This is a genomic window from Streptomyces sp. 142MFCol3.1, assembly GCF_000424945.1.
GTDB classification, from domain to species: Bacteria; Actinomycetota; Actinomycetes; order Streptomycetales; family Streptomycetaceae; genus Streptomyces; species Streptomyces siamensis.
In genome coordinates this window covers 17,495-41,254 of record NZ_AUKV01000043.1, presented here as the reverse complement: position 1 = coordinate 41,254, position 23,760 = coordinate 17,495, and the positions used below count along the sequence as shown (strand labels likewise).

Below are 23,760 nucleotides of genomic sequence, written 5' to 3'. Positions count from 1 at the left end.
GAGGAGAATCCGTGGAAATGATGCGAAGACGTGAGCGTTGGGCTCACGAGAACACGATGAGTGTGGCTCAGGACACCAGGAGTGAGGGACGAGAACCGGCCGCAGCGCCACCAGACGGTGAACGTCCGCAGGAATGAGCGAAACCCGGCCCCGAGCGTAGGCTCGTCCCGGGAACTTGCCCGTCCCTGTCGAGGGCCCCGGCAAGGACCGCCCCTCAGGCCGGTTCTAGGGTCAGTCGTCGGGCCCGGTCGACCCAACCCCACTCGGCCACAGCAACTTCAACGGAAGCGAGATTTCACCACCGTGACTGCTCTCACTCTCAGCACCGCCGCAGCGTCCGGTCTGCGGGCCGACGCGATCGTCGTCGGTGTCGCGAAGGGCCCCAAGGGCCCGGTCGTCGCACCGGGCGCCGAGGCCGTGGACAAGGCGTACGACGCCGGGCTCGCCGCGATCCTGGAGACCCTCGGCGCCACCGGTGCCGAGGGCGAGGTGACCAAGCTGCCCGCACCCTCCGGATTCAAGGCCCCCGTCGTGGTGGCCGTCGGCCTGGGAGCGGTCCCGGAGAAGGACGAGTCGTTCTCCGCCGAGGCGCTGCGCCGCGCCGCCGGTGTCGCCGCCCGCGCCCTCGCCGGGGCCAAGAAGGCCGCGTTCGCCCTGCCGGTGGCGGACGCCGCCGACGTCGGTGCCGTCGCCGAGGGTGCCCGCCTGGGCGCCTACGCCTTCGACGCGTACAAGGAGACGGGCCGGGGCGGCAGCGCCGCCAAGAACGGCAAGGCCCCGCTGGCCGAGGTCGCCCTGCTCGGCGGCAAGCCCCGCGACGCGGCGTACAAGGCGGCCGTCGCGCGCGCCACCGCCGTCACCGAGGAGCTGAACCGCGCCCGCGACCTCATCAACACCCCGCCGAACGACCTCACTCCGGAGGCCTTCGCCGCGGTCGCCACCGCGGCCGGCAAGGAGCACGGCATCAAGGTCCAGGTGCTCGACGAGAAGGCTCTGGCGAAGGGCGGCTACGGCGGCATCCTCGGCGTCGGCGCGGGCTCGGCCGCCGCTCCCCGCCTGGTGAAGCTGTCGTACACCTCCCCCAAGGCGACGAAGTCCCTGGCCTTCGTCGGCAAGGGCATCACCTACGACTCGGGCGGCATCTCCCTCAAGCCGGCCGGCCACAACGAGACGATGAAGTGCGACATGAGCGGTGCCGCGGCGGTCTTCGCCGCCGTGGTCGCCGCCGCGCGTCTGGGCCTGGAGGTCAACGTCACGGGCTGGCTCGCGCTGGCCGAGAACATGCCCTCCGGTTCCGCCACCCGCCCCGGTGACGTGCTGCGCATGTACAGCGGCAAGACCGTCGAGGTCCTCAACACCGACGCCGAGGGCCGGCTGGTCCTCGCCGACGCGCTGTGGAAGGCGTCGGAGGACAAGCCGGACGCGATCGTCGACGTGGCGACGCTGACCGGCGCGATGGTGCTGGCCCTCGGCAACCGCACCTTCGGCGTGATGGCCAACGACGACGCGTTCCGCGGATCGATCGTCGAGGCCGCCGAGGAGGTCGGCGAGGAGTCCTGGCCGATGCCGCTGCCCGAGCACCTGCGCAAGGGCATGGACTCCCCGACCGCCGACATCGCCAACATGGGCGAGCGCATGGGCGGTGGCCTGGTCGCCGGCCTGTTCCTGCGCGAGTTCATCGGCGAGGGCATCACCTGGGCGCACCTCGACATCGCCGGCCCGGCGTTCAACGAGGCGGGTCCCTTCGGCTACACCCCCAAGGGCGGCACCGGTTCCGCGGTGCGCACCCTGGTCCGGCTCGCCGAGCTGACGGCGGCGGGCGACCTGGGCTGAGGCCCCTGCCCGTGCACGGCCCCGGGGCGGCGACGCCCCGGGGCCGTCTGTCGGGCCGCACGAGGGTTTCGCCCTCGACGAAATCCGCAGGTTCCGGTGCACCCGTACCCCGTCGACGTGATGGATCAGACGTCCGAGAGACCGGCCCGGCGTCTCGCTCGCCCTCGACAAGTGCAAAGATGGGTTCTCGGCAGGACAGGGCCCCCACCACAGGGCCGAAGAAAGAGCGGCCGGACACCAGCCGACCGACCGGTCAACCACCCGCAAGGGACAAAGGTGCCCGGCGTACGGCGCACATGCATGGAGGACGTGACGTGGCGAACGACGCCAGCACCGTTTTCGACCTAGTGATCCTCGGCGGCGGTAGCGGCGGTTACGCCGCGGCGCTGCGCGGAGCGCAGCTGGGCCTGGACGTCGCCCTGATCGAGAAGGACAAGGTCGGCGGTACCTGCCTGCACCGTGGGTGCATCCCCACCAAGGCCCTGCTGCACGCCGGCGAGGTCGCCGACCAGGCCCGCGAGAGCGAGCAGTTCGGCGTCAAGGCCACCTTCGAGGGCATCGACGTGGCGGCCGTCCACAAGTACAAGGACGGCGTGATCTCCGGCCTGTACAAGGGCCTTCAGGGGCTGATCGCCTCCCGCAAGGTCACCTACATCGAGGGTGAGGGCCGGCTGTCCTCCCCGACGTCGGTCGACGTGAACGGCCAGCGCGTCCAGGGCCGCCACGTGCTGCTGGCGACCGGCTCCGTGCCGAAGTCGCTGCCCGGCCTGGAGATCGACGGCAACCGCATCATCTCCTCCGACCACGCGCTGGTCCTGGACCGCGTCCCGCAGTCCGCGATCGTGCTCGGCGGCGGCGTCATCGGCGTCGAGTTCGCCTCGGCGTGGAAGTCCTTCGGCACCGACGTGACGGTCATCGAGGGCCTCAAGCACCTCGTCCCGGTCGAGGACGAGAACTCCTCCAAGCTTCTTGAGCGCGCGTTCCGCAAGCGCGGCATCAAGTTCAACCTGGGCACCTTCTTCTCGAAGGCCGAGTACACCCAGAACGGTGTCAAGGTCACCCTCGCCGACGGCAAGGAGTTCGAGGCCGAGGTCCTGCTCGTCGCCGTCGGCCGCGGCCCGGTCTCGGCCGGTCTCGGCTACGAGGAGCAGGGCGTCGCGATGGACCGCGGCTACGTCCTGGTCGACGAGTACATGCGGACGAACGTCCCGACGATCTCCGCCGTCGGTGACCTGGTCCCCACGCTCCAGCTCGCGCACGTCGGCTTCGCCGAGGGCATCCTGGTGGCAGAGCGTCTGGCCGGTCTGAAGACCGTTCCGATCGACTACGACGGCGTGCCGCGGGTGACGTACTGCCACCCGGAGGTCGCCTCCGTCGGTATCACCGAGGCCAAGGCCAAGGAGATCTACGGTGCGGACAAGGTCGTCGCCCTGAAGTACAACCTCGCGGGCAACGGCAAGAGCAAGATCCTGAACACCGCGGGCGAGATCAAGCTCGTCCAGGTGAAGGACGGTGCCGTGGTCGGCGTCCACATGGTCGGCGACCGTATGGGCGAGCAGGTCGGCGAAGCCCAGCTGATCTACAACTGGGAGGCGCTGCCCGCCGAGGTGGCGCAGCTCATCCACGCCCACCCGACGCAGAACGAGGCAATGGGCGAGGCCCACCTGGCCCTCGCGGGCAAGCCCCTGCACTCGCACGACTGATCCGGCTCGCGCCGATCTCAGTCACCGCGTCGCACCAGAGCGCGACGACCACAGACTTCCGCACCCTCCCCGGGCTCACGACACCGCTCGGACCGGGGAGATCCCATCGTAAGGAGCAACAGAAACCATGGCGGTTTCCGTAACCCTTCCGGCGCTCGGTGAGAGCGTCACCGAGGGCACTGTCACCCGCTGGCTGAAGGCCGAGGGCGAGCGCGTCGAGGCCGACGAGCCGCTGCTGGAGGTGTCGACCGACAAGGTCGACACCGAGATCCCCTCCCCCGCCGCCGGTGTGCTGGCGTCCATCAAGGTCGCCGAGGACGAGACGGTCGAGGTCGGCGCCGAGCTGGCCGTCATCGACGACGGCACGGGCGCGCCCGCCGCCGCCCCCGCCCCGGCCGCCGCCGAGGCCCCCGCCGCCCCGGCTCCGGTCGCCGAGGCCCCCGCGGCTCCGGCGCCCGCCGCCCCCGCCCCCGCCCCCGCCGCTGCCCCGGCCGGCGGCGCCTCCGGCACCGACGTCGTACTGCCCGCGCTGGGCGAGTCGGTCACCGAGGGCACCGTCACCCGCTGGCTGAAGCAGGTCGGCGAGGAGGTCGCGGAGGACGAGCCGCTGCTCGAGGTCTCCACCGACAAGGTCGACACCGAGATCCCCGCGCCGGTGGCCGGCGTTCTGCTGGAGATCGTGGTCGGTGAGGACGAGACCGCCGAGGTCGGCGCCAAGCTCGCCGTCATCGGTGCGCCCGGTGCCGCTCCGGCCGCCGCCGCGCCCGCGGCTCCGGCCGCCCCGGCTCCCGCCCCCGCCGCTCCGGCTCCGGCTCCGGCCGCTCCGGCTCCGGCTCCCGCTCCCGCGGCCCCGGCTCCGGCCGCCGCCCCGGCTCCGGTCCAGCCCGCGGCCCCGGCCGCGCCCGCCGCCCCGGCTCCCGCGCCGGTCGCCCCCGCCCCGGTCGCTCCGGCTCCGGCCGCCGCCACCGACGAGGGTGCGTACGTGACCCCGCTGGTGCGCAAGCTCGCCGCCGAGAACGGCGTCGACCTGGCCTCCGTCAAGGGCACCGGCGTCGGCGGTCGTATCCGCAAGCAGGACGTCATCGCCGCCGCCGAGGCCGCGAAGGCCGCCGCTGCCGCTCCGGCTCCCGCCGCCGCGGCGGCGGCCGCGAAGAAGGCCCCGGCCCTGGAGGTCTCGCCGCTGCGCGGCCAGACCGTCAAGATGCCTCGCATCCGCAAGGTCATCGGCGACAACATGGTGAAGGCCCTGCACGAGCAGGCCCAGCTGTCCTCGGTCGTCGAGGTCGACATCACCCGCCTGATGAAGCTCCGCGCGCAGGCGAAGGACTCCTTCGCGGCCCGCGAGGGCGTCAAGCTCTCCCCGATGCCGTTCTTCGTGAAGGCGGCGGCCCAGGCGCTGAAGGCCCACCCGGTCATCAACGCCCGGATCAACGAGGCCGAGGGCACGATCAGCTACTTCGACTCCGAGAACATCGGTATCGCGGTGGACTCCGAGAAGGGCCTGATGACCCCGGTCATCAAGGGTGCGGGCGACCTGAACATCGCCGGCATCGCCAAGGCCACGGCTGACCTGGCGGGCAAGGTCCGCGCCAACAAGATCACCCCGGACGAGCTGTCCGGCGCGACCTTCACCATCTCCAACACCGGCTCGCGCGGCGCGCTGTTCGACACGATCATCGTGCCTCCGAACCAGGTCGCGATCCTGGGCATCGGTGCCACGGTCAAGCGTCCGGCCGTCATCGAGACGGAGGAGGGCACGGTCATCGGCGTCCGCGACATGACGTACCTGACCCTGTCCTACGACCACCGTCTGGTGGACGGCGCCGACGCGGCCCGTTACCTGACCGCGGTCAAGGCGATCCTGGAGGCCGGCGAGTTCGAGGTCGAGCTCGGCCTGTAGTCCTCACCCGCGCCAGCGCGCCGCCCCCGTCCGGGACTCCGGGCGGGGGCGGCGTGTCTGCGGGGTCGGACGGGACAGGCCTAGCGGGGCGTCAGCTTCTCGTCGGTCCACAGCACCAGCGTCTCCACCCACACGTTGGGGATCTCCGTCCGGTAGGCGGGCGTCAGATGCCGCGCCCGGTAGGCCTTCAGCACGTCGTAGGTGGCGTCCAGGCAGTCCCGTGAGTCCAGCTCCCCCATGGCGGGGTCGACGCCGACGAGGAAGCCCCGGCTCTCCACCGTGCGGATCATCGCGCGCGCCGCGGCGACGTCACCGGCCGGCGAGCCGGTGCAGCGGTACCGGCTGTAGGGGTGCGAGGGCGTACCGGGGTAGTGGGCGTCGCGGGACATGTCGCTGAGCATCCGGGTGTAGGAGCCCTGCGCGTGCCAGGCTCCGATGTCGCCGCCGGGCGGGGTGTACAGGGCGTTGCCCGGGTTCTCGACCGCGCCGTACTCCCAGCGGTCGGTCCCGGTGACGCGGAAGCCCCAGCCGGTGTGGCCGAACTTCTGCGCGCCGTCGGGCTTGACGAACACGCAGGCGCCGCCGGGTCCCGCGGGCTGTCCGGCGGCCCCCGCGGCGGATGGGGAGCCCGGTGAGCGGGTACCGCCGGACGGGGCGGCGGCGCCCGTGTCCATCGGCCGGCAGCCGGTCGCCGTGCCCACGAGCGCCACTGCCGCCGCGGCCACGACCGCCCAGCGAAGTGCGCGTACCCGACCCTTCATGACATCCCCCTGACCTGGCGGGGGTGCCGACGGCGGCGACCCCTCTGCTCCTCGCCACTGCGGACGGGGCCCCGTGGGTTCTCGGGGTGACACGGACGTGACGGGTCCGGGCACCAGCCGGTACGGGTCTTTACAGGCGTGGACGCTCTGACAGCGTGTAAGTCTCGTCTCACCTGCACGAAAGCGCCCCCGAGCGCCCCTCACCGGCAGCGGTGCGGCCTTATTGTCTAAACGTCGAACGGCACCGGAGCCCGCCCGCCGCACTGCCACCGCCCCTCAACGAGGCCCTTCGGGCCGCAATATTGGATTCAGAGCCTCCGAAGGAGCCCTCATGACCGCGCCCGTCGTCCACTCGCTGCGCGAACAGATCCGCGAGCACATCGTGGAGGGGATCGTGAGCGGGCGCTGGAAGCCGGGCGAGCGGATCGTGGAGCGGCGGATCGCGACGGAGCTGGAGGTCAGCCAGACGCCGGTGCGGGAGGCGCTGCGTGAGCTGGAGTCGCTGCGGCTGATCGAGTCGGCGCCGAACAAGGGCGTCCGGGTGCGGAACCTGACCGCCGCCGACCTGGAGGAGAGCTACCCGGTGCGGGCGGGTCTGGAGGCCATCGCGGCGGAGCTGGCGGCCGAGCGGCTCGCCGAGGACTGCTCGGCGCTGGAGCCGCACGTCACGGCGCTTTACGAGGCCGACCGGCTGTCGGACAGCGCCGGGCAGGTCCGTCACACGGTGGCCTTCCACCGCGAACTGGTGCGCGCCGCGGGCAACTCCGTCCTTCTGCACACCTGGGAGGGCCTGGGCATCGAGGTCTTCACGGCCCTGTCCATCCGCTGGCTGGGGACGGTCCAGCAGTCGTACGCGGAGGAGCACGAGGCTCTCGTGGACGCCTTCCGGCGCCGTGACCCGCTGATCGCCGACCTGGTGAAGGCGCACGTGCTGGGCTGCGCGCCGAGGCCCTGAACAGCGGAGCGCCCGCGTGCTCAGACGTCGTTCCACCTGCGAAAACCTTCGATTTCAAGGCACCCCGTGCCTGGCGCGAAGGCACCCCGTGCCGACTTTCTCGGTCTGAAAAGGTTTTCCCCTTCAACCCTTTGATCGATCATCGATCAGGGAGTTACAGTCACGTCGGGCTCCCACAAGAGCCCGCCGCCCTGTCCTGCCAAAGACCAAGGGCACCCCCCGAAAACCCCTTACCGACGAGGGAACCCCCCTCCGCATCCGGAAGGCGGCGCAATGACCGACCCCACCGCGATCCAGCCCAGCGAGCTCGACCAGCTCCCCGACCGCGACCCGGAGGAGACCGCCGAATGGCAGGCCTCCCTGGACGCCGTCGCCAAGGCAGCCGGGCCGCACCGTGCCGCATACCTGATGCGCCGCACTCTGGAGCGTGCCGAGGGCAACGGCCTGGCGCTGCCCAAGCTGCTCGAGACCGACTACGTCAACACCATCCCCACCGCCGCCGAGCCCGTCGTGGACGGCGACGAGGAGATGGAGCGCCGGATCACCGCGTGGAACCGCTGGAACGCGGCCGCGATGGTGACCCGCGGCAGCAAGCTCGGCGTCGGCGGCCACATCGCCACCTTCGCCTCCGCCGCCTGGCTCTACGAGACGGGCTTCAACCACTTCTTCAAGGGCAAGGAGGCCGACGGGTCCGGCGACCAGCTCTACATCCAGGGCCACGCCTCCCCCGGCATCTACGCCCGCGCCTTCCTCGACGGCCGGCTGACCGAGCAGCACCTCGACAACTTCCGCCAGGAGGCCGGGGGCAACGGTCTGCCGTCGTACCCGCACCCGCGCCGCCTGCCCTGGCTGTGGGAGTTCCCGACGGTCTCCATGGGCCTCGGCCCGCTGTCGGCCATCTACCAGGCGCGCTTCAACCGCTATCTCACCAGCCGCGGCATCAAGGACGTCTCCCAGTCCCACGTCTGGGCGTTCCTCGGTGACGGCGAGATGGACGAGCCCGAGTCGACGGCGGCACTCGCGCTGGCCTCGCGTGAGGGCCTCGACAACCTCACCTTCGTCATCAACTGCAACCTCCAGCGCCTCGACGGCCCGGTCCGCGCCAACTTCAAGATCGTGCAGGAGCTGGAGGCCCAGTTCCGCGGCGCCGGCTGGAACGTCGTGAAGACGCTGTGGGGCACGGCCTGGGACGAGCTGTTCCAGCTGGACACCACCGGCGCGCTCGTCCGCCGGCTGCGCGAGGTACCCGACGCGCAGGTGCAGACGTACCAGACCCGCGGCGCCGCCTACATCCGCGAGGACTTCTTCGGCAAGGACCCGGCGCTCGCCGAGATGGCGAAGCTGATCGGCGACGACAAGATCCTGGAGTGCTTCCACCGCTCGCGCGGCGGTCACGAGTCGCGCAAGGTCTACGCCGCGTACAAGGCGGCCCTGGCCCACAAGGGCGCGCCGACCGTGATCCTCGCCCAGACGGTCAAGGGCTTCACGCTCGGCGAGGGCTTCGCGTCCAAGAACGCCAACCACCAGATGAAGAAGCTGACGACGGACGAGTTCAAGCAGATGCGTGACCTGCTCGAACTGCCCATCTCCGACAGCCTGTTCACCGACGGCACGGTGCCCTACGGCCACCCGGGCGCCGACTCCCCCGAGGTCCGCTACCTCCAGGAGCGCCGCGCGGCCCTCGGCGGCCCGGCCCCGGCCCGCCGCACGCACGCACTCGCCCCGCTGCCCGCGCCGGCCGACAAGGCGTTCACCTCCTTCGACAAGGGCTCCGGCTCGCAGAACGTCGCCACCACCATGGCGTTCGTCCGCCTGGTCAAGGACCTGGTCCGCGACAAGGAGACCGGCAGGCGCTGGGTGCCGATCGTCCCGGACGAGGCGCGCACCTTCGGCATGGAGAGCCTCTTCCCGTCCCTCGGCATCTACTCGCCCAAGGGCCAGACGTACGAGCCGGTCGACCGCGACCAGCTGATGTACTACAAGGAGGCCAAGGACGGCCAGATCCTCAACGAGGGGATCACCGAGGCCGGCTCCATGGCGGACTTCATCGCCGCGTCCACCGCGTACGCCACGCACGGCGAGGCGATGATCCCCTTCTACATCTTCTACTCGATGTTCGGCTGGCAGCGCACGGCCGACCAGATGTGGCAGCTCGGCGACCAGCTCGGCCGCGGCTTCCTGGTCGGCGCCACGGCCGGCCGGACGACGCTGACGGGCGAGGGCCTCCAGCACGCCGACGGTCACTCCCCCGTCATCGCGGCCACCAACCCCGCCGCGCTGACGTACGACCCGGCGTTCGCCTACGAGGTCGCGACGATCGTCAAGGACGGTCTGCGCCGGATGTACGGCGAGGCCGCCCCGGGCGAGGACCCGAACGTCTTCTACTACCTGACGGTCTACAACGAGCCGATCCCGCAGCCGGCCAAGCCGTCCGGCCTCGGCATCGACGAGGGCATCGTCAAGGGCCTGTACCGCTTCAACACGGCCGAGTCGGCGGGCCTGTCGCCCGTCGCGAACGCCCCGCGCATCCAGCTGCTGAGCTCCGGCACGGCGATCCACTGGGCGCTCGACGCCCAGAGACTGCTCGCCGAGGAGTGGGGCGTGGCCGCCGACGTGTGGTCCGCGACCTCCTGGACCGAGCTGCGGCGCGACGCGCTGGAGGCCGACGCGGCGCTGCTGCGCGGCGAGGAGCGGATGCCCTTCGTGCGCCAGGCGCTCCAGGGTGCCGAGGGCCCGGTCCTCGCGGTCTCCGACTACATGCGCCAGGTCCCGGACCAGATCGCGCAGTGGGTCGAGCAGGACTACTCCTCGCTCGGTGCCGACGGCTTCGGTCTGTCCGACACGCGTGAGGCGGCCCGCCGCCACTTCGGGGTGGACGCCCAGTCGATCGTCGTCGCGGCGCTGGCGCAGCTCGCGCGGCGCGGCGAGGTCAAGGCGTCGGCCGTGAAGGAGGCCCGGGAGCGCTACGGCCTGTAGCACCCGAAGAGTTCCGGGGTCACCCGGTGCGGGGCACGGCGATCCGGTGCGGGGGCACGGCGGTCGCCGTGCCCCCGCGCGTTTTCCGGCTCCTGTCCCGTCGGTCCGTTGTCGGTGCTGCCCGGCATGATGAACCCATGCGTGCTGCCCGGCTGATCAGGATGGTGCTGTTGCTCCAGTCGCGGGCGTCGATGACCGCCGCCGAGCTGGCGCGGGAGCTGGAGGTGTCCGAGCGGACGGTCACGCGCGACGCGCAGGCGCTCTCGGAGGCGGGCGTCCCGGTGTACGCGGACCGCGGGCGCGCCGGGGGCTACCGCCTGGTCGGCGGTTACCGCACCCGGCTGACGGGACTGGCGCGGAGCGAGGCGGAGGCACTGTTCCTGAGCGGGGTGCCGGGAGCGCTGCGCGAGATGGGGCTGGAGGACACCGCGTCGGCGGCCAGGCTGAAGGTGTCCGCGGCGCTGCTGCCGTCCCTGCGGGACGCCCCGCGCACGGCGGCGCAGCGGTTCCATCTGGACGCGCCGGCCTGGTTCAGCGAGCCCGAGACGCCCGAGCTGCTGCCCGCGGTGGCGGAGGCGGTCTGGGACGACCGGCTCGTCGTGGCGCGGTACCGGCGCGGCGAGGCGGAGGTGCGGCGCGCCCTGGAGCCGTACGGCCTCGTCCTCAAGGCGGGTGTCTGGTACGTGTGCGCGCGGGTGCCCGACGCGGGGTCGTTCCGGGTGTACCGCATCGACCGGTTCAGCAGCGTCGACGCCGCCGACGAGCGGTTCCGGCGGGAGGACGACTTCGATCTGCGCGCGTTCTGGGACGAGCGGGCCGAGCAGTTCGCCCGGTCCATCCTGCGGTCCGAAGTCGTCGTGCGGCTGTCCCCGGACGGTGTACGACGACTGCCGTACGCCGTCGGAGTCGCCTCGGCGAAGGAGGCGCTGGAGGAGTGCGGCGCCGCCCCCGACGAAGAGGGCCGGCTGACCGTCACGCTTCCCGTCGAGTCCGAGGAGGTCGCCCACACACAGCTCATGGGGCTCGGGCCGGACGTGGAGGTGCTCTCCCCGCCCGCGCTGCGGGACCGCTTCGCGAGGGACGCGGCCCGGCTCGCGGCTCTGTACGGGCGAGTTGACCCCGACGGGCCCTCCCCCACCGCGGAGCACTCCTGAAATGCGCTTGAAATGCGTATGAACCCGGCGGTTTTACCTTCGGCATGTGCACGCATAACAATCTGCTCCACTCCGCGTGCGTCCCTCCCGTCCAGGCCCGATGCTGGACCCGTGATGGACGAGACGGAGTTCTGGGAGCTGGTGGACACCACCCGTGCGGCCGCCGAGGGCGACCCCGAGGAGCAGGCCGACCTGCTCGTCGAGCGGCTCGTGCAGTTGGACCCCGACCTGGTCCTGGACTTCGCCCGGCACTTCGAGTCCCGCTACAACCGCGCGTACCGCTGGGACCTGTGGGGTGCCGCGTGGGTGCTGCTCGACGGCGCCAGCGACGACGCCTTCGACTTCTTCCGGTGCTGGCTGATCGGCCAGGGCCGGGAGGTCTTCGAGGGCGCGGTGCACGACCCTGACTCCCTCGCCGACCTCCTGGACGACTTCGACGAGGAGATCGACGGCGACGGCGAGGAGCTGGGCTACTCGGCCGACGAGGCCTACGAGCAGCTCACGGGCGCCGTCGCGCCCGACCTCGGCATCCCGCCCGCCGCCGCGGAACCCGAGGGCACACCGCTCGACTTCGAGAACGAGGCGGTCATCGCGGAGCGCTACCCCAAGCTGTGGGACCGCTTCAGGGACTGACGCGGCCTCAGCGGTCGGCCCGCCGTCCCGGTGTCCCCGTCCCCCGCCCGTCACGGCCGTCCAGCGGCCCGCCCGTCACCGGGTGTCCGCCTCCCTCATGCCACCGCGCGTCGGCGGCCGGTCTCCGCGGGGAGGCAGGCCTGGGGCTGTTCGGCCCGTACGGCGTGGTGCAGCGGTGTCGCGTTCGCCTGGTCCAGGGCGGACGCCGTGACCGCCGCCGGTCACAGGACGACCGTCGCCACCGAGCAGGCCACCGTCCACGGACTGCGTGCCGTCCTCGCCCGGCCGGCCCTCGCAGGGTCCCCGCCCCGGCGTTCGTCATGATCCCCACCTCCGGTCAGTGCCTGCGACGACGGCAGGAGGCCCGGCTCTGCGGAGTCTGTGAGCCGCCTGCGGTGCGGCCGTGGCTGTGCGGGCGCCGCCCGCGGGGCACGCGCGAGGGGCCTCAGCGTCCCTGGAGGCGGGCGGCCTCGTCCCTGATCGCGGGGAGCCGGGCCGTCAGCGCCGCCCCGGGGCAGGTGGTCATGAACGCGGCGTTGTGGCCGGCGACGGTGGGCAGTGCGGCGGAGGTGCCCGCGGAGAACCGGCTCAGACTGTTGCTGGAGCGCAGCCGCACGGTGGCGCGCGGGTCGGTGTCGGAGATCCCGAGCTTCCAGGCGACGAGGCGGGCGATGGCGTCCGTCATCGCCGGCGGCACCGGTGTCCCGGATGTGAAGGTGCCGATGGCCGCGACCCCGGCGGTGCGGTGGTTGAAGCCCTGTGTGTGCGCCCCGGTGACGGGCCGGTCGACGCCGCCCGCGCGGCCCTCGTAGATGGTGCCGCAGCGGTCGACGAGGAAGTTGTAGCCGATGTCGTCCCAGTCCTTGGGGCCTGTCTGGCCCGCGTAGAGGTCGCGGATGATGCGGGGCGCGTCGGCGCAGTCGTAGCCGTTCGGCGAGTCGGTGTGGTGGACGAAGACCGCGACGACCCGGTCGTCGTAGCGCGGCGCCGGCTGGGCGTGCGTGCTCGCGGCGTCCAGCCACTTCGAGCGCGGCACGATCGGCGGCCGGGGGCCGGGGTGGACCGCCACGGGCCGGGCGGCGGACGGCGGGGCGGGCCCGGTCTGCGTGCGGTCCACCGTGGCCGCGCACATCACCAGCGCGAGGACGGCGGCGAGGCCGGGCACACAGCCGAGCAGCACGCGCACGGTTCGCGGCAGGCGGGCCGGGAAGCCGGGCGCGCGCGACGCCCGCGCACTCGACGGCAGGAACCGCCCGCGCCGTGGGCGTCCCGGGCCGCCGCGGGACCGGCGTGTCCGCAGCGCGCCGAGCCCGCCCGCCCGGAGCCGACGGAGCACCGCGAGCGACGGTCGCCCCGCGCCTCGCCCCCGTGCCCCCCGCGTCTTCCGGAAGACACGCATGAAGACACCCTGGCCCCGATCCGCACCGTCCGCGATGTGTGCTGTGCCACCCGGTGGAACCATTGCTCCGGTCCGAGTCGTTTTTACAGGTCCACGCGTGTGTGACCCTTTCCCCGGCGCCACGCGCGCGTGCCTGATCACTGGGCCCGCCCCACGCGTACTAAGGGGCCCGAGAGAAAGGCGGCTCCGTGGACGTGCTCGACCTCCTGCTGATGCTGGTGATCCTGGTCTACGCGGCGTCCGGCTACCGTCGCGGCCTGGTCGCCGGCTGTGTGTCCCTGGCGGGATTCGTGGGCGGTGCCGTGATCGGTGTGTGGGTGCTGCCGTGGATCATGGACCTGGTCACGGCCGGGACCCCGGCGGCGACGGTGACGGCCGTGCTGACGGTGCTGGTGCCGGCGGTGGTGGGCCACGAGATGGCGGGCAGGCTGGCGCTCAAGCTGCGCCGCGAGCTCGACCGGGGACCGCTGCGGGTGGCGGACGGCATCGGCGGGGCCGCGGCCAACACGGTGGCGGTGCTGCTGGTGGCCTGGGTGGCCGCCAGCGTGCTGGGCGCGTCCTCGTCGACCGTGGTGACGCAGTCGATCCGCAACTCGGCGCTGCTGGGCGCCGTCCAGGACACCATGCCGGACACCACACCGGACTGGTTCTCGCGCGCGACCTCCGCGCTCACCGAGGCCGGCTTCCCCCAGGTCTTCAACCCGTTCGAGAGCGAGCCGACGACCGGCGTCGCCAAGCCCTCCGGGGACAGTGTCACGGCGGCCGCGACGAACGCCGCGAAACTCAGCACGGTCAAGGTGGAGGGCAGCTCCGGCGTCCAGGGACGCGAGGGCAGCGGCTTCGTGTACACGTCCGAGCACGTGATGACGAACGCCCATGTCGTGGCCGGCATCGACCAGCCGACCGTGCGGGTGGGCGGCGTCGGCGAGGCGTACGAGGCCACCGTCGTGCTCTTCGATCCGCAGAGGGACGTCGCCGTCCTCTACGTCCCGGGGCTGCGCGCGCCCGTGCTCCGCTTCGACGACACCGCCTCGCGCGGCGACTCGGCGGTCGTCGCGGGCTATCCGCAGGACGGCGGCCTCGACCTCCAGGCGGCCACGGTCGCGGGCCGCATCGACGCGACGGGCCAGAACATCTACAACTCGGACACCGTCACCCGTGAGATCTACTCGGTCCGCTCCACCGTCCGCCCCGGCAATTCCGGCGGCCCCCTGCTGACCACCGACGGCAGGGTCTACGGCGTGGTCTTCGCCCGCTCGACCTCGGACAGCGAGACCGGTTACGTGCTGACGGCGGACGAGGTGGCGGGCGACGCGCAGCGGGCGGCGGACGCGACGAGACCGGTGGACACCGGCGACCTCGTCACGTCGTAGCGCCGGGCGGCCTCGTCACGTCGTAGCGCCGGGCGGCCTCGTCACGGCGTGGCACCGGCGGCCCCGGCGAGCCGTCACGCCGGAGAACCCGGCGCCCCGTCATGGCCTGGAACCCGGCGGTCCGCGCGCCACGGCTCAGGGGGCTCGGGGTCGGAGTGCCGCAGGGGTCAGAGGGTCAGAGCGAGCGTCCCATGAACACGTCGTCCACGTACGTGCCGTCGAGCAGGAACTCCTCGGGCAGGACGCCCTCCACGACGAAGCCCTCCGACTCGTACAGCCCCCGTGCCGGGGCGTTGTGCCCGAGGACCCGAAGCGTGATCCGCCGGGCGCCCTGCCGGCGGGCCTCGTCCTGCGCGGCCCGCAGCAGGGCGCGTCCGACGCCCGTGCCGCGCGCCTCGTCGGCGACGACGAGCCCCTGGATCTGCCGCACGTGCGCGTTGCAGGCGAGCGGGGTCGGGAAGCCCAGGCGGATGTAGCCCGCCACGCGGCCGCCGATCTCGGCGACGAGATGGTCACGCGGTCCGAAGCGCTCGCTGTAGAAGGGCTCGTACGGGGGCTGCGGGCGCGGTGCGACGGCGTGCAGCGTGGACCAGGTGACCCGGTCGAGGCGCCCGAGCTCGTCCTCGTCGTCGAGCGTGGCGGTGCGTATGAGCGGTGCTGGCATGCTGATCACTGTACGGCTCAGCCGCCCGGCCTCGTCCTGCGATTTCCCGGGCTTCGCGGGCAGGATGGACTCATGAGCGACTCGACTCTTCCCCCCGGTTCGCGTGTTGCCGTCGCCGGTGCGTCCGGCCTGATCGGTTCGGCGCTGGCGCGCTCGCTGGCCGCGGACGGACACGTGGTGGTGCGTCTGGTGCGCCGGGCGCCCCGTACGGAGGACGAGGTCGAGTGGGACCCCGAACGGGAGCGGATCGACACGGCGGGCCTCGCCGGCTGTGCCGCGGTGGTCAATCTGGCGGGGGCGGGCATCGCCGCGCAGCGCTGGACGGAGGCGTACCGGCGCACGATCCGGGAGAGCCGGGTCCTCGGCACGGCGACGCTGGCCGAGGCGGTGGCCTCCCTCGACGAGCCGCCCGCGGTGTTCGTGAACGGCAGTGCGATCGGGTACTACGGCGACACGGACGGCCGGGCGGTGGACGAGTCGGCGCCGCCCGGGACCGGTTTCCTGTCCTCGCTGTGCGTGGACTGGGAGGACGCGGCCGGCCCCGCCCAGGACGCCGGCGTCCGTACGGTCTTCGCCCGCACCGGCCTGGTGGTCTCCAGCAAGGGCGGCGCGTGGGCGAAGCTGTTCCCGCTCTTCAAGGCTGGGGTCGGCGGCCGGATGGGCGACGGCCGCCAGTACTGGAGCTTCATCTCCCTGCACGACGAGGTGGCGGCGATCCGGCACATCATCGACACGGACTGGCTCGCCGGTCCGGTGAACCTGACGGCTCCGGACCCGCTCACCAACCGTGAGATCACCGAGGCGATGGGCCGTGTCCTGCACCGCCCCACCCTGCTCACCACCCCGGCCCCGCTGCTGCGTCTCGCCCTCGGCGACATGGCCGGCGACATCCTCGGCAGCCAGCGCGTCCTGCCGGGCCGCCTCATGGAATCGGGCTTCTCGTTCGCGTTCCCGTCGATCGAGGGGGCGCTGCGGGCGGCGCTCGACTGAGCGGTCCATGGCGGCCGGGACCGTCCGAGCGGCCGTACCGGAGAGTCACATGCACCCCCCATGCGCCCGTGCACGGCCGCCGCGCGTCTTCCGCCGTCCGCGGGCGCACCTACCCTCGATCCGAACTCGGGTATTCCAGACGCCTGTTGGGGGCATGACGTCCCCACCGGCCGCGCAACCTCGGGGAGGGGCACGTGCTAGAGCCCGCACGCCACACCGCACAGATCGCGGAGATCGCGGAATACGCTGCATACGCAGAAGACGCACCACGCGCACGGGACGTCGACGTCGTCGTCGTGGGAGCCGGGGCAGCCGGCCTGGCGGCCGCGCTGCATCTGACCAGGGCGGGACTGTCGACCACCGTCCTGGAGGCCGCGCCGCACGTGGGCGGGCGCATGGCCACGGAGAAGGTCGACGGCTTCCGGCTGGACCGGCTGGGTCGGCCGCTGTCCACCTCGTACCCCGAACTGCGCCGCACCCCGGGCCTGGACGGTCTCGTCCTGCGCCCGTTCTCCCCGGGCGTCCTGCTGCACAGCGACGGTCACCACCACCGTGCGGCCGTCCCCCCGTCGGCTCCCGTCGTGCCCCGAAGCGCAAGGGGCGCACTCACCACCGCGCGCGCCCTCGCGAGCGCCCCCCGGCTCTCGCTGGCCCGCCCGCAACGCGCCGCCACGCGCCCCGGCCCCCTCGGCGGCCCGCTCGACCAGTCCCGTCTGGCCAACGCCCTGGCCCGGATCGCCGCCACCCCACCGGAGCGCCTGCTCGGCCGCCCGGACGTGCCGGCCGCCCGGGCGCTCGTCTCCCACGGGCTGCCGGCCCGCTCGGTCGCCGGCTTCCTGCGCCCCTTGCTCGCCGCGCTGCTGTGCGACCCGGACCTGAAGACCTCGAACCGCTGCGCGGACCTCGCCCTGCACTCCTTCGCGACCGGCCGGCTGTGTCTGCCCGAGGGCGGCGCGGACGCGCTCCCGGAGCTCCTTGCCGCGGCGCTGCCACCGGGCACGGTCCGCACCGGCGTGGAGGTCACCTCGGTCTCCACGACCACCGTCACGACGAGGGAGCACGGCCGGATCGGCTGCCGGGCCGTCCTGCTGGCGACCGGTGCCCGTGCCGCGGCCGAGCTGCTGCCCGGCCTGCGCCTGCCCGCCTTCCACCCGGTGACGGTCCTTCACCACACCACCGACGAGCCGCCGCTCACGGAGGACGCCCTGCTGCTGGACGCCGACCGCAGCGGCCCCGTGGCGCACACCGCGGTCGTCAGCCGGATCGACCCGACGCGCGCGCCCGAGGGCCGCGCCCTCATCTCCTCGACGGTGCTCGGCACTCCACCGGCCGCGGCGCATCTGGACGCGGCGGTCCGCGGGCAACTGGCCCGTCTCTACGGGACGTCGACGACCCGCTGGGAACTCCTCGCGGTCCATCACGACCCCGAGGCGGTCCCGGCGATGCCGTCGCCGCACGATCCGCACCGCCCGGTGCGGCTCCTCGCCGGCCTGTACGTCTGCGGCGACCACCGGGACACCAGCACCGTGCAGGGTGCGCTGCACTCGGCCCGCCGGGCCGCCCATGCCCTGCTATCGGACCTGGGCGCCCGGCCGGCCCCGCTGGCGGAACCCCTGGAGACCGCGGCCTGAGCCGTCCCCGGCGTCAGCCCAGCGCCGCCACCCTGTCCCGGTAACCGCGTACGGGCGTCGCGTCCTTGTAGGGCTCCAGGCGCCGCTCGAAGTCCCGTACGTACTCGACGGCCCTCACCGACCGCATCTCGGCCGCCTGCCCGGCCGCCTCCGCCCCGAGCTGGCAGGCCTGGTCGAGCTCTCCGAGGCCGAGCCGCGCGGAAGCGAGCACCACGCGGCAGAACAGCCGGCTGCGCGCATAGCCGGGCGCCCTCAGTTGCAGCGAGCGCTCGGCGTGCTGCGCGGCGGCCCGGTACTGCTGGAGGTCGCGGTGACAGTGCCCGAACTCGTCGGACAGCTGCGCCTCGTCGAAGAACCGTGCCCAGTGCGGGACCTCCTCGCCCGTCCGGGACGCCTCCAGCGCGCGCTCGGCCCGCACGAGGGCGGCGGTGCAGGCACGCACCTCGCCCAGCACGCCGTGTCCGCGCGCCTCGGCCGCGTGCAACAGTGCCTGCACCACGGACGGCGCCGCCGATCCGACGCCCTGCTGGGCCACCCGCGCCAGTTGCACGGCCTCCCGGCCGTGGCCGAGATAGACGGCCTGGCGGCTCATCGTGACCAGCACGTAGGAGCCGTAGGCGCGGTCCCCGGCGGCCTGCGACAGGCGCAGTGCCTGGACGAAGTACCGCTGTGCGAGCCCGTGCGCGGCGATGTCGTACGAGGTCCAGCCGGCGAGCCGGGTCAGGTCGGCGGCGGCGGCGAACAGCCGCCGCCCGGTCTGCTCGCCGTACGTGCCGCGCAGCATCGGCTCGGCCTCGTGCTCCAGATAGCGGACCAGTGCCTGGCGGGCGTGGCCGCCGCCGTAGGCGTTGTCGAGGGCGCGGAAGAGCTCGCCGACCGAGCGGAGCGCCGCGATGTCGCCCCCGGTGACCTTCTGCCCCGGGCCGCGCTCGGTCTGGCTGCGCTGCCGCGGGACCGCCGGTCGCCCCTGCCCGGGGACACGGCCGGGCCCGGTCTCGCCTCGGCCGACCCGGTCGTCGGCCCGCCCGATCAGCCAGTCCCGGCTGGGGACGACGAGTCCCGCCGGGGTGAAGGCGATCTTGCGGAGCTCGGCGTGACTGCCGGAGTCCTTGCGCCACAGGCCGCTGACGATGTCCACGGCCTCCTCCGGGGTCGCGGCGAACTCCAGCCCCGCGTAGACCGGGGCGCAGGCGTCGAGCCCGAGGTCCTGCGCGGTGAGCCGGCGGCCGAGGCGGCGGGTGAACACCTCGGCGATGAGCGCGGGCGTGGTGCCCCGGGGCTGCTGCCCGCGCAGCCACCGGGTGACGGATGTCTTGTCGTATCTCAGATCGAGTCCGTGTTCGAGGCCGAGCTGGTCCACGCGACGGGCGAGACCTGCGTTGGAGAACCCCGCTTCTGCGATGAGCGCGGCGAGCTGTCGGTTGGGGGTGCGCTGCGCGGGTCGTTCCGTCATCTGCGGTGCGGTCTCCTGCCTTCCGGGTCACTGCGAGTTGCCCGGATTGCCTGTGAGCAGCCCTTATGGCCTCGTGAACGGCGCGAATGTAGCGGAGCGTAAGCACCCCATCGCACACTTCGAGGTTCATTCATCCGATCGTGTGAGGATTGGCCACTCGGCTGACGGCCGGCGGCCGGACGTACAGTGGCGTGGGTGCGCCACAGACCTGACGAAAGGTTCTTCCGCGTGCCGCACAAGGGCACCGCGGTGTGCCCGACGAAGCTTCTAGGGAGGCGCTTGCCGTGAGTGAGTTGCGGTTCGTCCGCATGGGATTCGGTGCCGAGGCGGTCGACTACCAGGAGGCGTGGGACGAGCAGCGCCGCGTGCACGCCGCCCGTTTCCTGGAGGAGATCCCCGACACCTGCCTGCTCCTGGAGCACCCGCCGGTCTACACGGCGGGACGGCGCACGGCGGACGACGAGCGGCCCCTGGACGGCACGCCCGTGATCGACGTGGACCGCGGCGGCAAGATCACCTGGCACGGCCCCGGCCAGCTGGTCGGCTACCCGATCCAGAAGCTGCCCCGCCCGGTGGACGTCGTAGCACATGTACGCCGCCTGGAAGAGGCTCTTATCCGTACGTGTGCGGAGTTCGGTCTGCAGACCACCCGTGTCGAGGGCCGCAGCGGCGTCTGGATGCTCGGCGACCCGGTGGAGCAGCGCCCCTCGCTCGGCGGCCTCTCCCTCGACTTCGACCCCCGGCTCCAGGACGAGGAGTTCGACCCCCGGCTGAACGGCCCGGAGTACGCGCCGTCCAACGCCGGCCAGCGCCGCGAGGACCGCAAGATCGCCGCGATCGGCATCCGCGTCGCCAAGGGCGTCACCATGCACGGCTTCGCCCTCAACGTGAACCCCGACAACGTCTGGTTCGACCGCATCATCCCCTGCGGCATCCGGGACGCCGGCGTCACCTCGCTCGCGAACGAACTGGGCCGCGACGTGACCATCGCCGACGTCCTTCCGGTGGCCGAGAAGCACCTCAGGGACATCCTGGAGAACGCCGACCTCAAGCCGCGGGTGGTGGAACGCGCGTCGGCCTAGGGCAGTCCCACGGGCACGGGAATGCACCCCCGGTCCCGAAGGTTGCCCAGACGAAGAACCGCAACACGCACGGGCGTACGCTGGTGTACGCCGAAGATTCGAAGACCACGCAGAGTACGAAGCCTACTCAGAGCAATCAGCAGGGAGCCGATGTGTCCGCAGTCGCACCCGACGGACGCAAGATGCTGCGCCTGGAGGTCCGCAACAGCCAGACCCCCATCGAGCGCAAGCCCGAGTGGATCAAGACCCGGGCGAAAATGGGCCCCGAGTACACGAAGATGCAGAGCCTCGTGAAGAGCGAGGGACTGCACACGGTCTGCCAGGAGGCGGGCTGTCCCAACATCTACGAGTGCTGGGAAGACCGCGAGGCCACCTTCCTCATCGGCGGCGACCAGTGCACCAGGCGCTGCGACTTCTGCCAGATCGACACCGGCAAGCCCGAGGCGCTCGACCGCGACGAACCGCGCCGCGTCGGCGAGTCCGTCGTCACGATGGACCTGAACTACGCGACCATCACCGGCGTCGCCCGCGACGACCTGGAGGACGGCGGCGCCTGGCTGTACGCCGAGACGGTCCGCCAGATCCACGCCCAGACGGCGGACCGCGAGGCCGGCCGCACCAAGGTCGAGCTGCTCGCCCCCGACTTCAACGCCGAGCCCGAGCAGCTCGCCGAGGTCTTCTCCTCGCGCCCCGAGGTCTTCGCGCACAACGTCGAGACGGTCCCCCGGATCTTCAAGCGCATCCGCCCCGGCTTCCGCTACGAGCGCTCGCTCAAGGTCATCACCGAGGCCCGTGACCACGGTCTGGTCACGAAGTCGAACCTGATCCTCGGCATGGGCGAGACCCGCGAGGAGGTCAGCGAGGCGCTCCAGCAGCTGCACGAGGCAGGTTGCGAGCTCATCACGATCACGCAGTACCTGCGCCCGTCCGTGCGCCACCACCCCGTGGAGCGCTGGGTCAAGCCGCAGGAGTTCGTGGAGCTGAAGGAGGAGGCCGAGGAGATCGGCTTCTCCGGCGTCATGTCGGGCCCGCTGGTCCGCTCCTCCTACCGGGCCGGCCGGCTGTACCAGATGGCCGTCGAGAAGCGCGGCGCCTACGTCGCCTCACAGGCGGTCTGACACGCCGGACGGCGTGATCGAAAACACGAGCGGTGGCACTGAGTGCCACCGCTTCCGTGTGAATCCGCGCACAAGCAACGTCCCCCTCGCCGCGGACCGTTCACAGCCCTCCCGACCGTCCCCGCAGATGGGGCCACCATTTGGGCCGCGTCAGGATGCGCGCCCTTCACATCAAGGCTTCATTGGTGTTTGACCGGTCGGTCACGCCCTGGTAACACCAATCAGTGACCCTGGTCTTACGCCACGTACTTGCTTTTCACGAAAGCAGCCGATCCCGAGGGGGGACCCCCATCATGCAGGCCGCGCCGGTACGCGCCACCGCCATTCCGTCGTTCACAGATGCACTCCGTGCCGTCGAGTCGATCCTCATGAGCGGCGGCCAGCGAACGGCCCGCCGCAACGCCTGGACCTCCGTCCTGGAGGACCGCCGCCGCGCCAAGGACCGGGTCGAGGCACAGCTCGTGCTGGAGTCCGTGGCCACCCGCCGCTAGGGGCCGCCGGGGCCCCGGAACCGCGGCCCCGGTACTGCCGTCGTCGGCGCTCGCCGGGCCACGTAGACTTCGTGGCATGGCGAGGAAGGAACCCGCAGCGGACGCTGCGAACCCCGGGCGACTCAAGCAGATCGCCCTGACCTACAAAATGACCCGCAAGGCCGACAAGAAGATCGGTCTTGTGCTCGCGGCTGTCGGAATCGTCACCCTCGGTGTCTTCCTCGCGATCGGCTTCTTGATCGGCCACCCGGTCTATCTCGGCATTCTCGGCCTCCTGCTGGCCTTCCTCGCGACGGCGATCGTCTTCGGACGCAGGGCCGAGCGGGCCGCCTTCGGGCAGATGGAGGGACAGCCGGGAGCCGCGGCGGCCGTGCTGGACAACATCGGCCGGGGCTGGACCACCACCCCGGCGGTGGCGATGAACCGCAGCCAGGACGTGGTGCACCGCGCGGTCGGCAAGGCCGGCATCGTGCTGGTCGCCGAGGGCAACCCGAACCGGGTCAAGAGCCTGCTGGCCGCCGAGAAGAGGAAGATGGCGCGGATCGTCGCGGACGTCCCGGTGCACGACCTCCTCGTCGGTGACGGCGAGGGCCAGGTGCAGCTCAAGAAGCTCCGCACGACGATGCTGAAGCTGCCCCGCGTGCTCTCCGGCCCGCAGGTCACCGCGACCAACGACCGGCTGCGCGCCATGGGCGACCTGATGAGCAACATGCCGCTGCCCAAGGGGCCGATGCCCAAGGGCATGCGGATGCCGCGCGGCGGACCGAAGGCCCGCTGACACCCCTCCTACGAGAAAGGGGCGCCCGGATCACTCCGGGCGCCCCTTTCGTCGTACGCGGTGACTCGTGCCGGGCCCTTCGGTGAGCGGAGCCCGCCCTACGAGACGGAAGTCCTCAGGGCCCTCGCCGCGCGCGCCGGGCCCTTCTCGCCCTTCGTCGTGAGCGAGGGGCCGCCCCCGCCCCTTCGCCTTACGGGGTACGGGCCGCCCGTCGCCGGAGCGGTGCTGCGGCGGGGGCCGTCGTCAGACGCGGACCTCGATCGTGCGCGCGAGGCGGTCGTGCAGACCCCGGCCGTCGCGATCCCAGATCAGGGCCGGAACGGCCACGCAGACGAGCGCGCTGCGCAGCAGCGCGCGCAGCGGGTTCAGCCGGCCGCCGCCCTCGGGTACGACCCGCAGGCCGAACAGGCGCTTGCCCGGGGTGAAGCCGACCGTACCGACGGTGAGCACGCTGAGTGCGAAGAAGACGAGCAAGGCCCAGTTGCCGGTAGCCTGGTCATAGCCGTCGGTGAGCAGTCCGTATGCGATCAAGAGGCACAGCCCCCAGTCCACTGCCAGGGCGCCGAGGCGGCGGCCCGGGCGGGCGATGGAGCCCGGCCCGTGCTCCGGGAGACCGAGCTGCTGTCCCCGGTATCCGAAGTCGGCCCCGGCTTCCTCCGCGGCCGCGCGGGGGCCGGAGAGCCACGATCCGATTGCTTGCCTGTTGTCCACCCGTCAAAGGTACTGCGCCCGTTCTGGCATCCGGACAGGAGGGGCCGGACCGGCCCGCGTCGGTTAACTTGGGCGAAACAAATGGGTCACGCTGGAGAAATCCCCCGTCCCTATGGTCGGCCCCAGCGTGTGCCACCGCACTGGCCGCACGAACG

Annotated in this window: 19 protein-coding genes; 14 read left to right on the top strand and 5 right to left on the bottom strand. The window is 72.3% G+C overall.

Annotated features, from left to right (window positions below; translation table 11 throughout):
- Window positions 1-303 precede the first annotated feature (303 nt).
- From H305_RS0138720 to sucB, 3 genes are all read left to right on the top strand, one after another.
- Complete coding sequence (locus H305_RS0138720; RefSeq protein ID WP_028805187.1) at window positions 304-1,833, top strand: leucyl aminopeptidase; 1,530 nt, start codon at window positions 304-306, stop codon at window positions 1,831-1,833.
- Window positions 1,834-2,147: 314 nt separating this feature from the next.
- The gene (gene lpdA, locus H305_RS0138715) at window positions 2,148-3,536 is read left to right on the top strand and encodes a dihydrolipoyl dehydrogenase (RefSeq protein ID WP_028805186.1); all 1,389 of its coding nucleotides are present in this window, start codon (window positions 2,148-2,150) and stop codon (window positions 3,534-3,536) included.
- Between the two features lie 127 nt (window positions 3,537-3,663).
- Window positions 3,664-5,436: a 2-oxoglutarate dehydrogenase, E2 component, dihydrolipoamide succinyltransferase gene (sucB, locus tag H305_RS0138710; protein WP_028805185.1), complete on the top strand. Its 1,773-nt coding sequence runs from the start codon at window positions 3,664-3,666 to the stop codon at window positions 5,434-5,436.
- Window positions 5,437-5,516: 80 nt separating this feature from the next.
- Here sucB and H305_RS0138705 read toward each other — a convergent pair whose 3' ends face one another.
- Window positions 5,517-6,197 carry a hypothetical protein gene (locus H305_RS0138705; RefSeq protein WP_051371446.1) on the bottom strand — a complete coding sequence of 227 codons (681 nt, stop codon included), beginning with the start codon at window positions 6,195-6,197 and terminating at the stop codon, window positions 5,517-5,519.
- Window positions 6,198-6,528: 331 nt separating this feature from the next.
- On the opposite strand from H305_RS0138705, the gene H305_RS0138700 reads away from it, so the two are divergent.
- The 4 genes from H305_RS0138700 to H305_RS0138685 all read left to right on the top strand — a co-directional run bounded on the left by H305_RS0138700 (window position 6,529) and on the right by H305_RS0138685 (window position 11,915).
- The gene (locus tag H305_RS0138700; protein WP_028805183.1) at window positions 6,529-7,152 is read left to right on the top strand and encodes a GntR family transcriptional regulator; all 624 of its coding nucleotides are present in this window, start codon (window positions 6,529-6,531) and stop codon (window positions 7,150-7,152) included.
- A 273-nt stretch (window positions 7,153-7,425) separates the two neighbouring features.
- Complete coding sequence (gene aceE / locus H305_RS0138695; protein ID WP_028805182.1) at window positions 7,426-10,128, top strand: pyruvate dehydrogenase (acetyl-transferring), homodimeric type; 2,703 nt, start codon at window positions 7,426-7,428, stop codon at window positions 10,126-10,128.
- A 137-nt stretch (window positions 10,129-10,265) separates the two neighbouring features.
- Window positions 10,266-11,282, top strand: a complete 1,017-nt coding sequence (locus H305_RS0138690; protein ID WP_028805181.1) for a helix-turn-helix transcriptional regulator — start codon at window positions 10,266-10,268, stop codon at window positions 11,280-11,282.
- 114 nt (window positions 11,283-11,396) lie between these two features.
- A complete protein-coding gene (locus H305_RS0138685; protein ID WP_028805180.1) occupies window positions 11,397-11,915 on the top strand; it encodes a DUF4240 domain-containing protein in 519 nt (172 codons plus the stop codon).
- A 445-nt stretch (window positions 11,916-12,360) separates the two neighbouring features.
- Here the strand turns inward: H305_RS0138685 and H305_RS0138680 are convergent, their stop codons facing one another.
- Window positions 12,361-13,047 carry a peptidoglycan recognition protein gene (locus tag H305_RS0138680; protein WP_051371456.1) on the bottom strand — a complete coding sequence of 229 codons (687 nt, stop codon included), beginning with the start codon at window positions 13,045-13,047 and terminating at the stop codon, window positions 12,361-12,363.
- A 455-nt stretch (window positions 13,048-13,502) separates the two neighbouring features.
- Here H305_RS0138680 and H305_RS0138675 point away from each other — a divergent pair, with 455 nt between their 5' ends.
- Complete coding sequence (locus H305_RS0138675; protein WP_028805178.1) at window positions 13,503-14,687, top strand: MarP family serine protease; 1,185 nt, start codon at window positions 13,503-13,505, stop codon at window positions 14,685-14,687.
- A 175-nt stretch (window positions 14,688-14,862) separates the two neighbouring features.
- Here H305_RS0138675 and H305_RS0138670 read toward each other — a convergent pair whose 3' ends face one another.
- Window positions 14,863-15,351, bottom strand: coding sequence for a GNAT family N-acetyltransferase (locus H305_RS0138670; protein WP_199791520.1), 489 nt, complete (start codon window positions 15,349-15,351; stop codon window positions 14,863-14,865).
- 72 nt (window positions 15,352-15,423) lie between these two features.
- Here H305_RS0138670 and H305_RS0138665 point away from each other — a divergent pair, with 72 nt between their 5' ends.
- Window positions 15,424-16,341, top strand: coding sequence for a TIGR01777 family oxidoreductase (locus H305_RS0138665; protein WP_028805176.1), 918 nt, complete (start codon window positions 15,424-15,426; stop codon window positions 16,339-16,341).
- 233 nt (window positions 16,342-16,574) lie between these two features.
- The gene (locus H305_RS0138660; protein ID WP_051371454.1) at window positions 16,575-17,972 is read left to right on the top strand and encodes an NAD(P)/FAD-dependent oxidoreductase; all 1,398 of its coding nucleotides are present in this window, start codon (window positions 16,575-16,577) and stop codon (window positions 17,970-17,972) included.
- Window positions 17,973-17,985: 13 nt separating this feature from the next.
- Here H305_RS0138660 and H305_RS0138655 read toward each other — a convergent pair whose 3' ends face one another.
- Window positions 17,986-19,425: a hypothetical protein gene (locus H305_RS0138655; protein WP_028805174.1), complete on the bottom strand. Its 1,440-nt coding sequence runs from the start codon at window positions 19,423-19,425 to the stop codon at window positions 17,986-17,988.
- Window positions 19,426-19,709: 284 nt separating this feature from the next.
- On the opposite strand from H305_RS0138655, the gene lipB reads away from it, so the two are divergent.
- The 4 genes from lipB to H305_RS0138635 all read left to right on the top strand — a co-directional run bounded on the left by lipB (window position 19,710) and on the right by H305_RS0138635 (window position 22,894).
- Window positions 19,710-20,507, top strand: a complete 798-nt coding sequence (gene lipB / locus H305_RS0138650) for a lipoyl(octanoyl) transferase LipB (protein WP_028805173.1) — start codon at window positions 19,710-19,712, stop codon at window positions 20,505-20,507.
- Window positions 20,508-20,659: 152 nt separating this feature from the next.
- Window positions 20,660-21,625 carry a lipoyl synthase gene (gene lipA, locus H305_RS0138645; protein WP_028805172.1) on the top strand — a complete coding sequence of 322 codons (966 nt, stop codon included), beginning with the start codon at window positions 20,660-20,662 and terminating at the stop codon, window positions 21,623-21,625.
- Between the two features lie 293 nt (window positions 21,626-21,918).
- Window positions 21,919-22,116, top strand: a complete 198-nt coding sequence (locus H305_RS0138640; RefSeq protein ID WP_028805171.1) for a hypothetical protein — start codon at window positions 21,919-21,921, stop codon at window positions 22,114-22,116.
- A 76-nt stretch (window positions 22,117-22,192) separates the two neighbouring features.
- The gene (locus tag H305_RS0138635; RefSeq protein WP_028805170.1) at window positions 22,193-22,894 is read left to right on the top strand and encodes a DUF4191 domain-containing protein; all 702 of its coding nucleotides are present in this window, start codon (window positions 22,193-22,195) and stop codon (window positions 22,892-22,894) included.
- 243 nt (window positions 22,895-23,137) lie between these two features.
- On the opposite strand, the gene H305_RS0138630 is transcribed toward H305_RS0138635, so the two are convergent.
- Window positions 23,138-23,605 carry an RDD family protein gene (locus tag H305_RS0138630; protein ID WP_028805169.1) on the bottom strand — a complete coding sequence of 156 codons (468 nt, stop codon included), beginning with the start codon at window positions 23,603-23,605 and terminating at the stop codon, window positions 23,138-23,140.
- Between the last annotated feature and the right edge of the window lie 155 nt (window positions 23,606-23,760).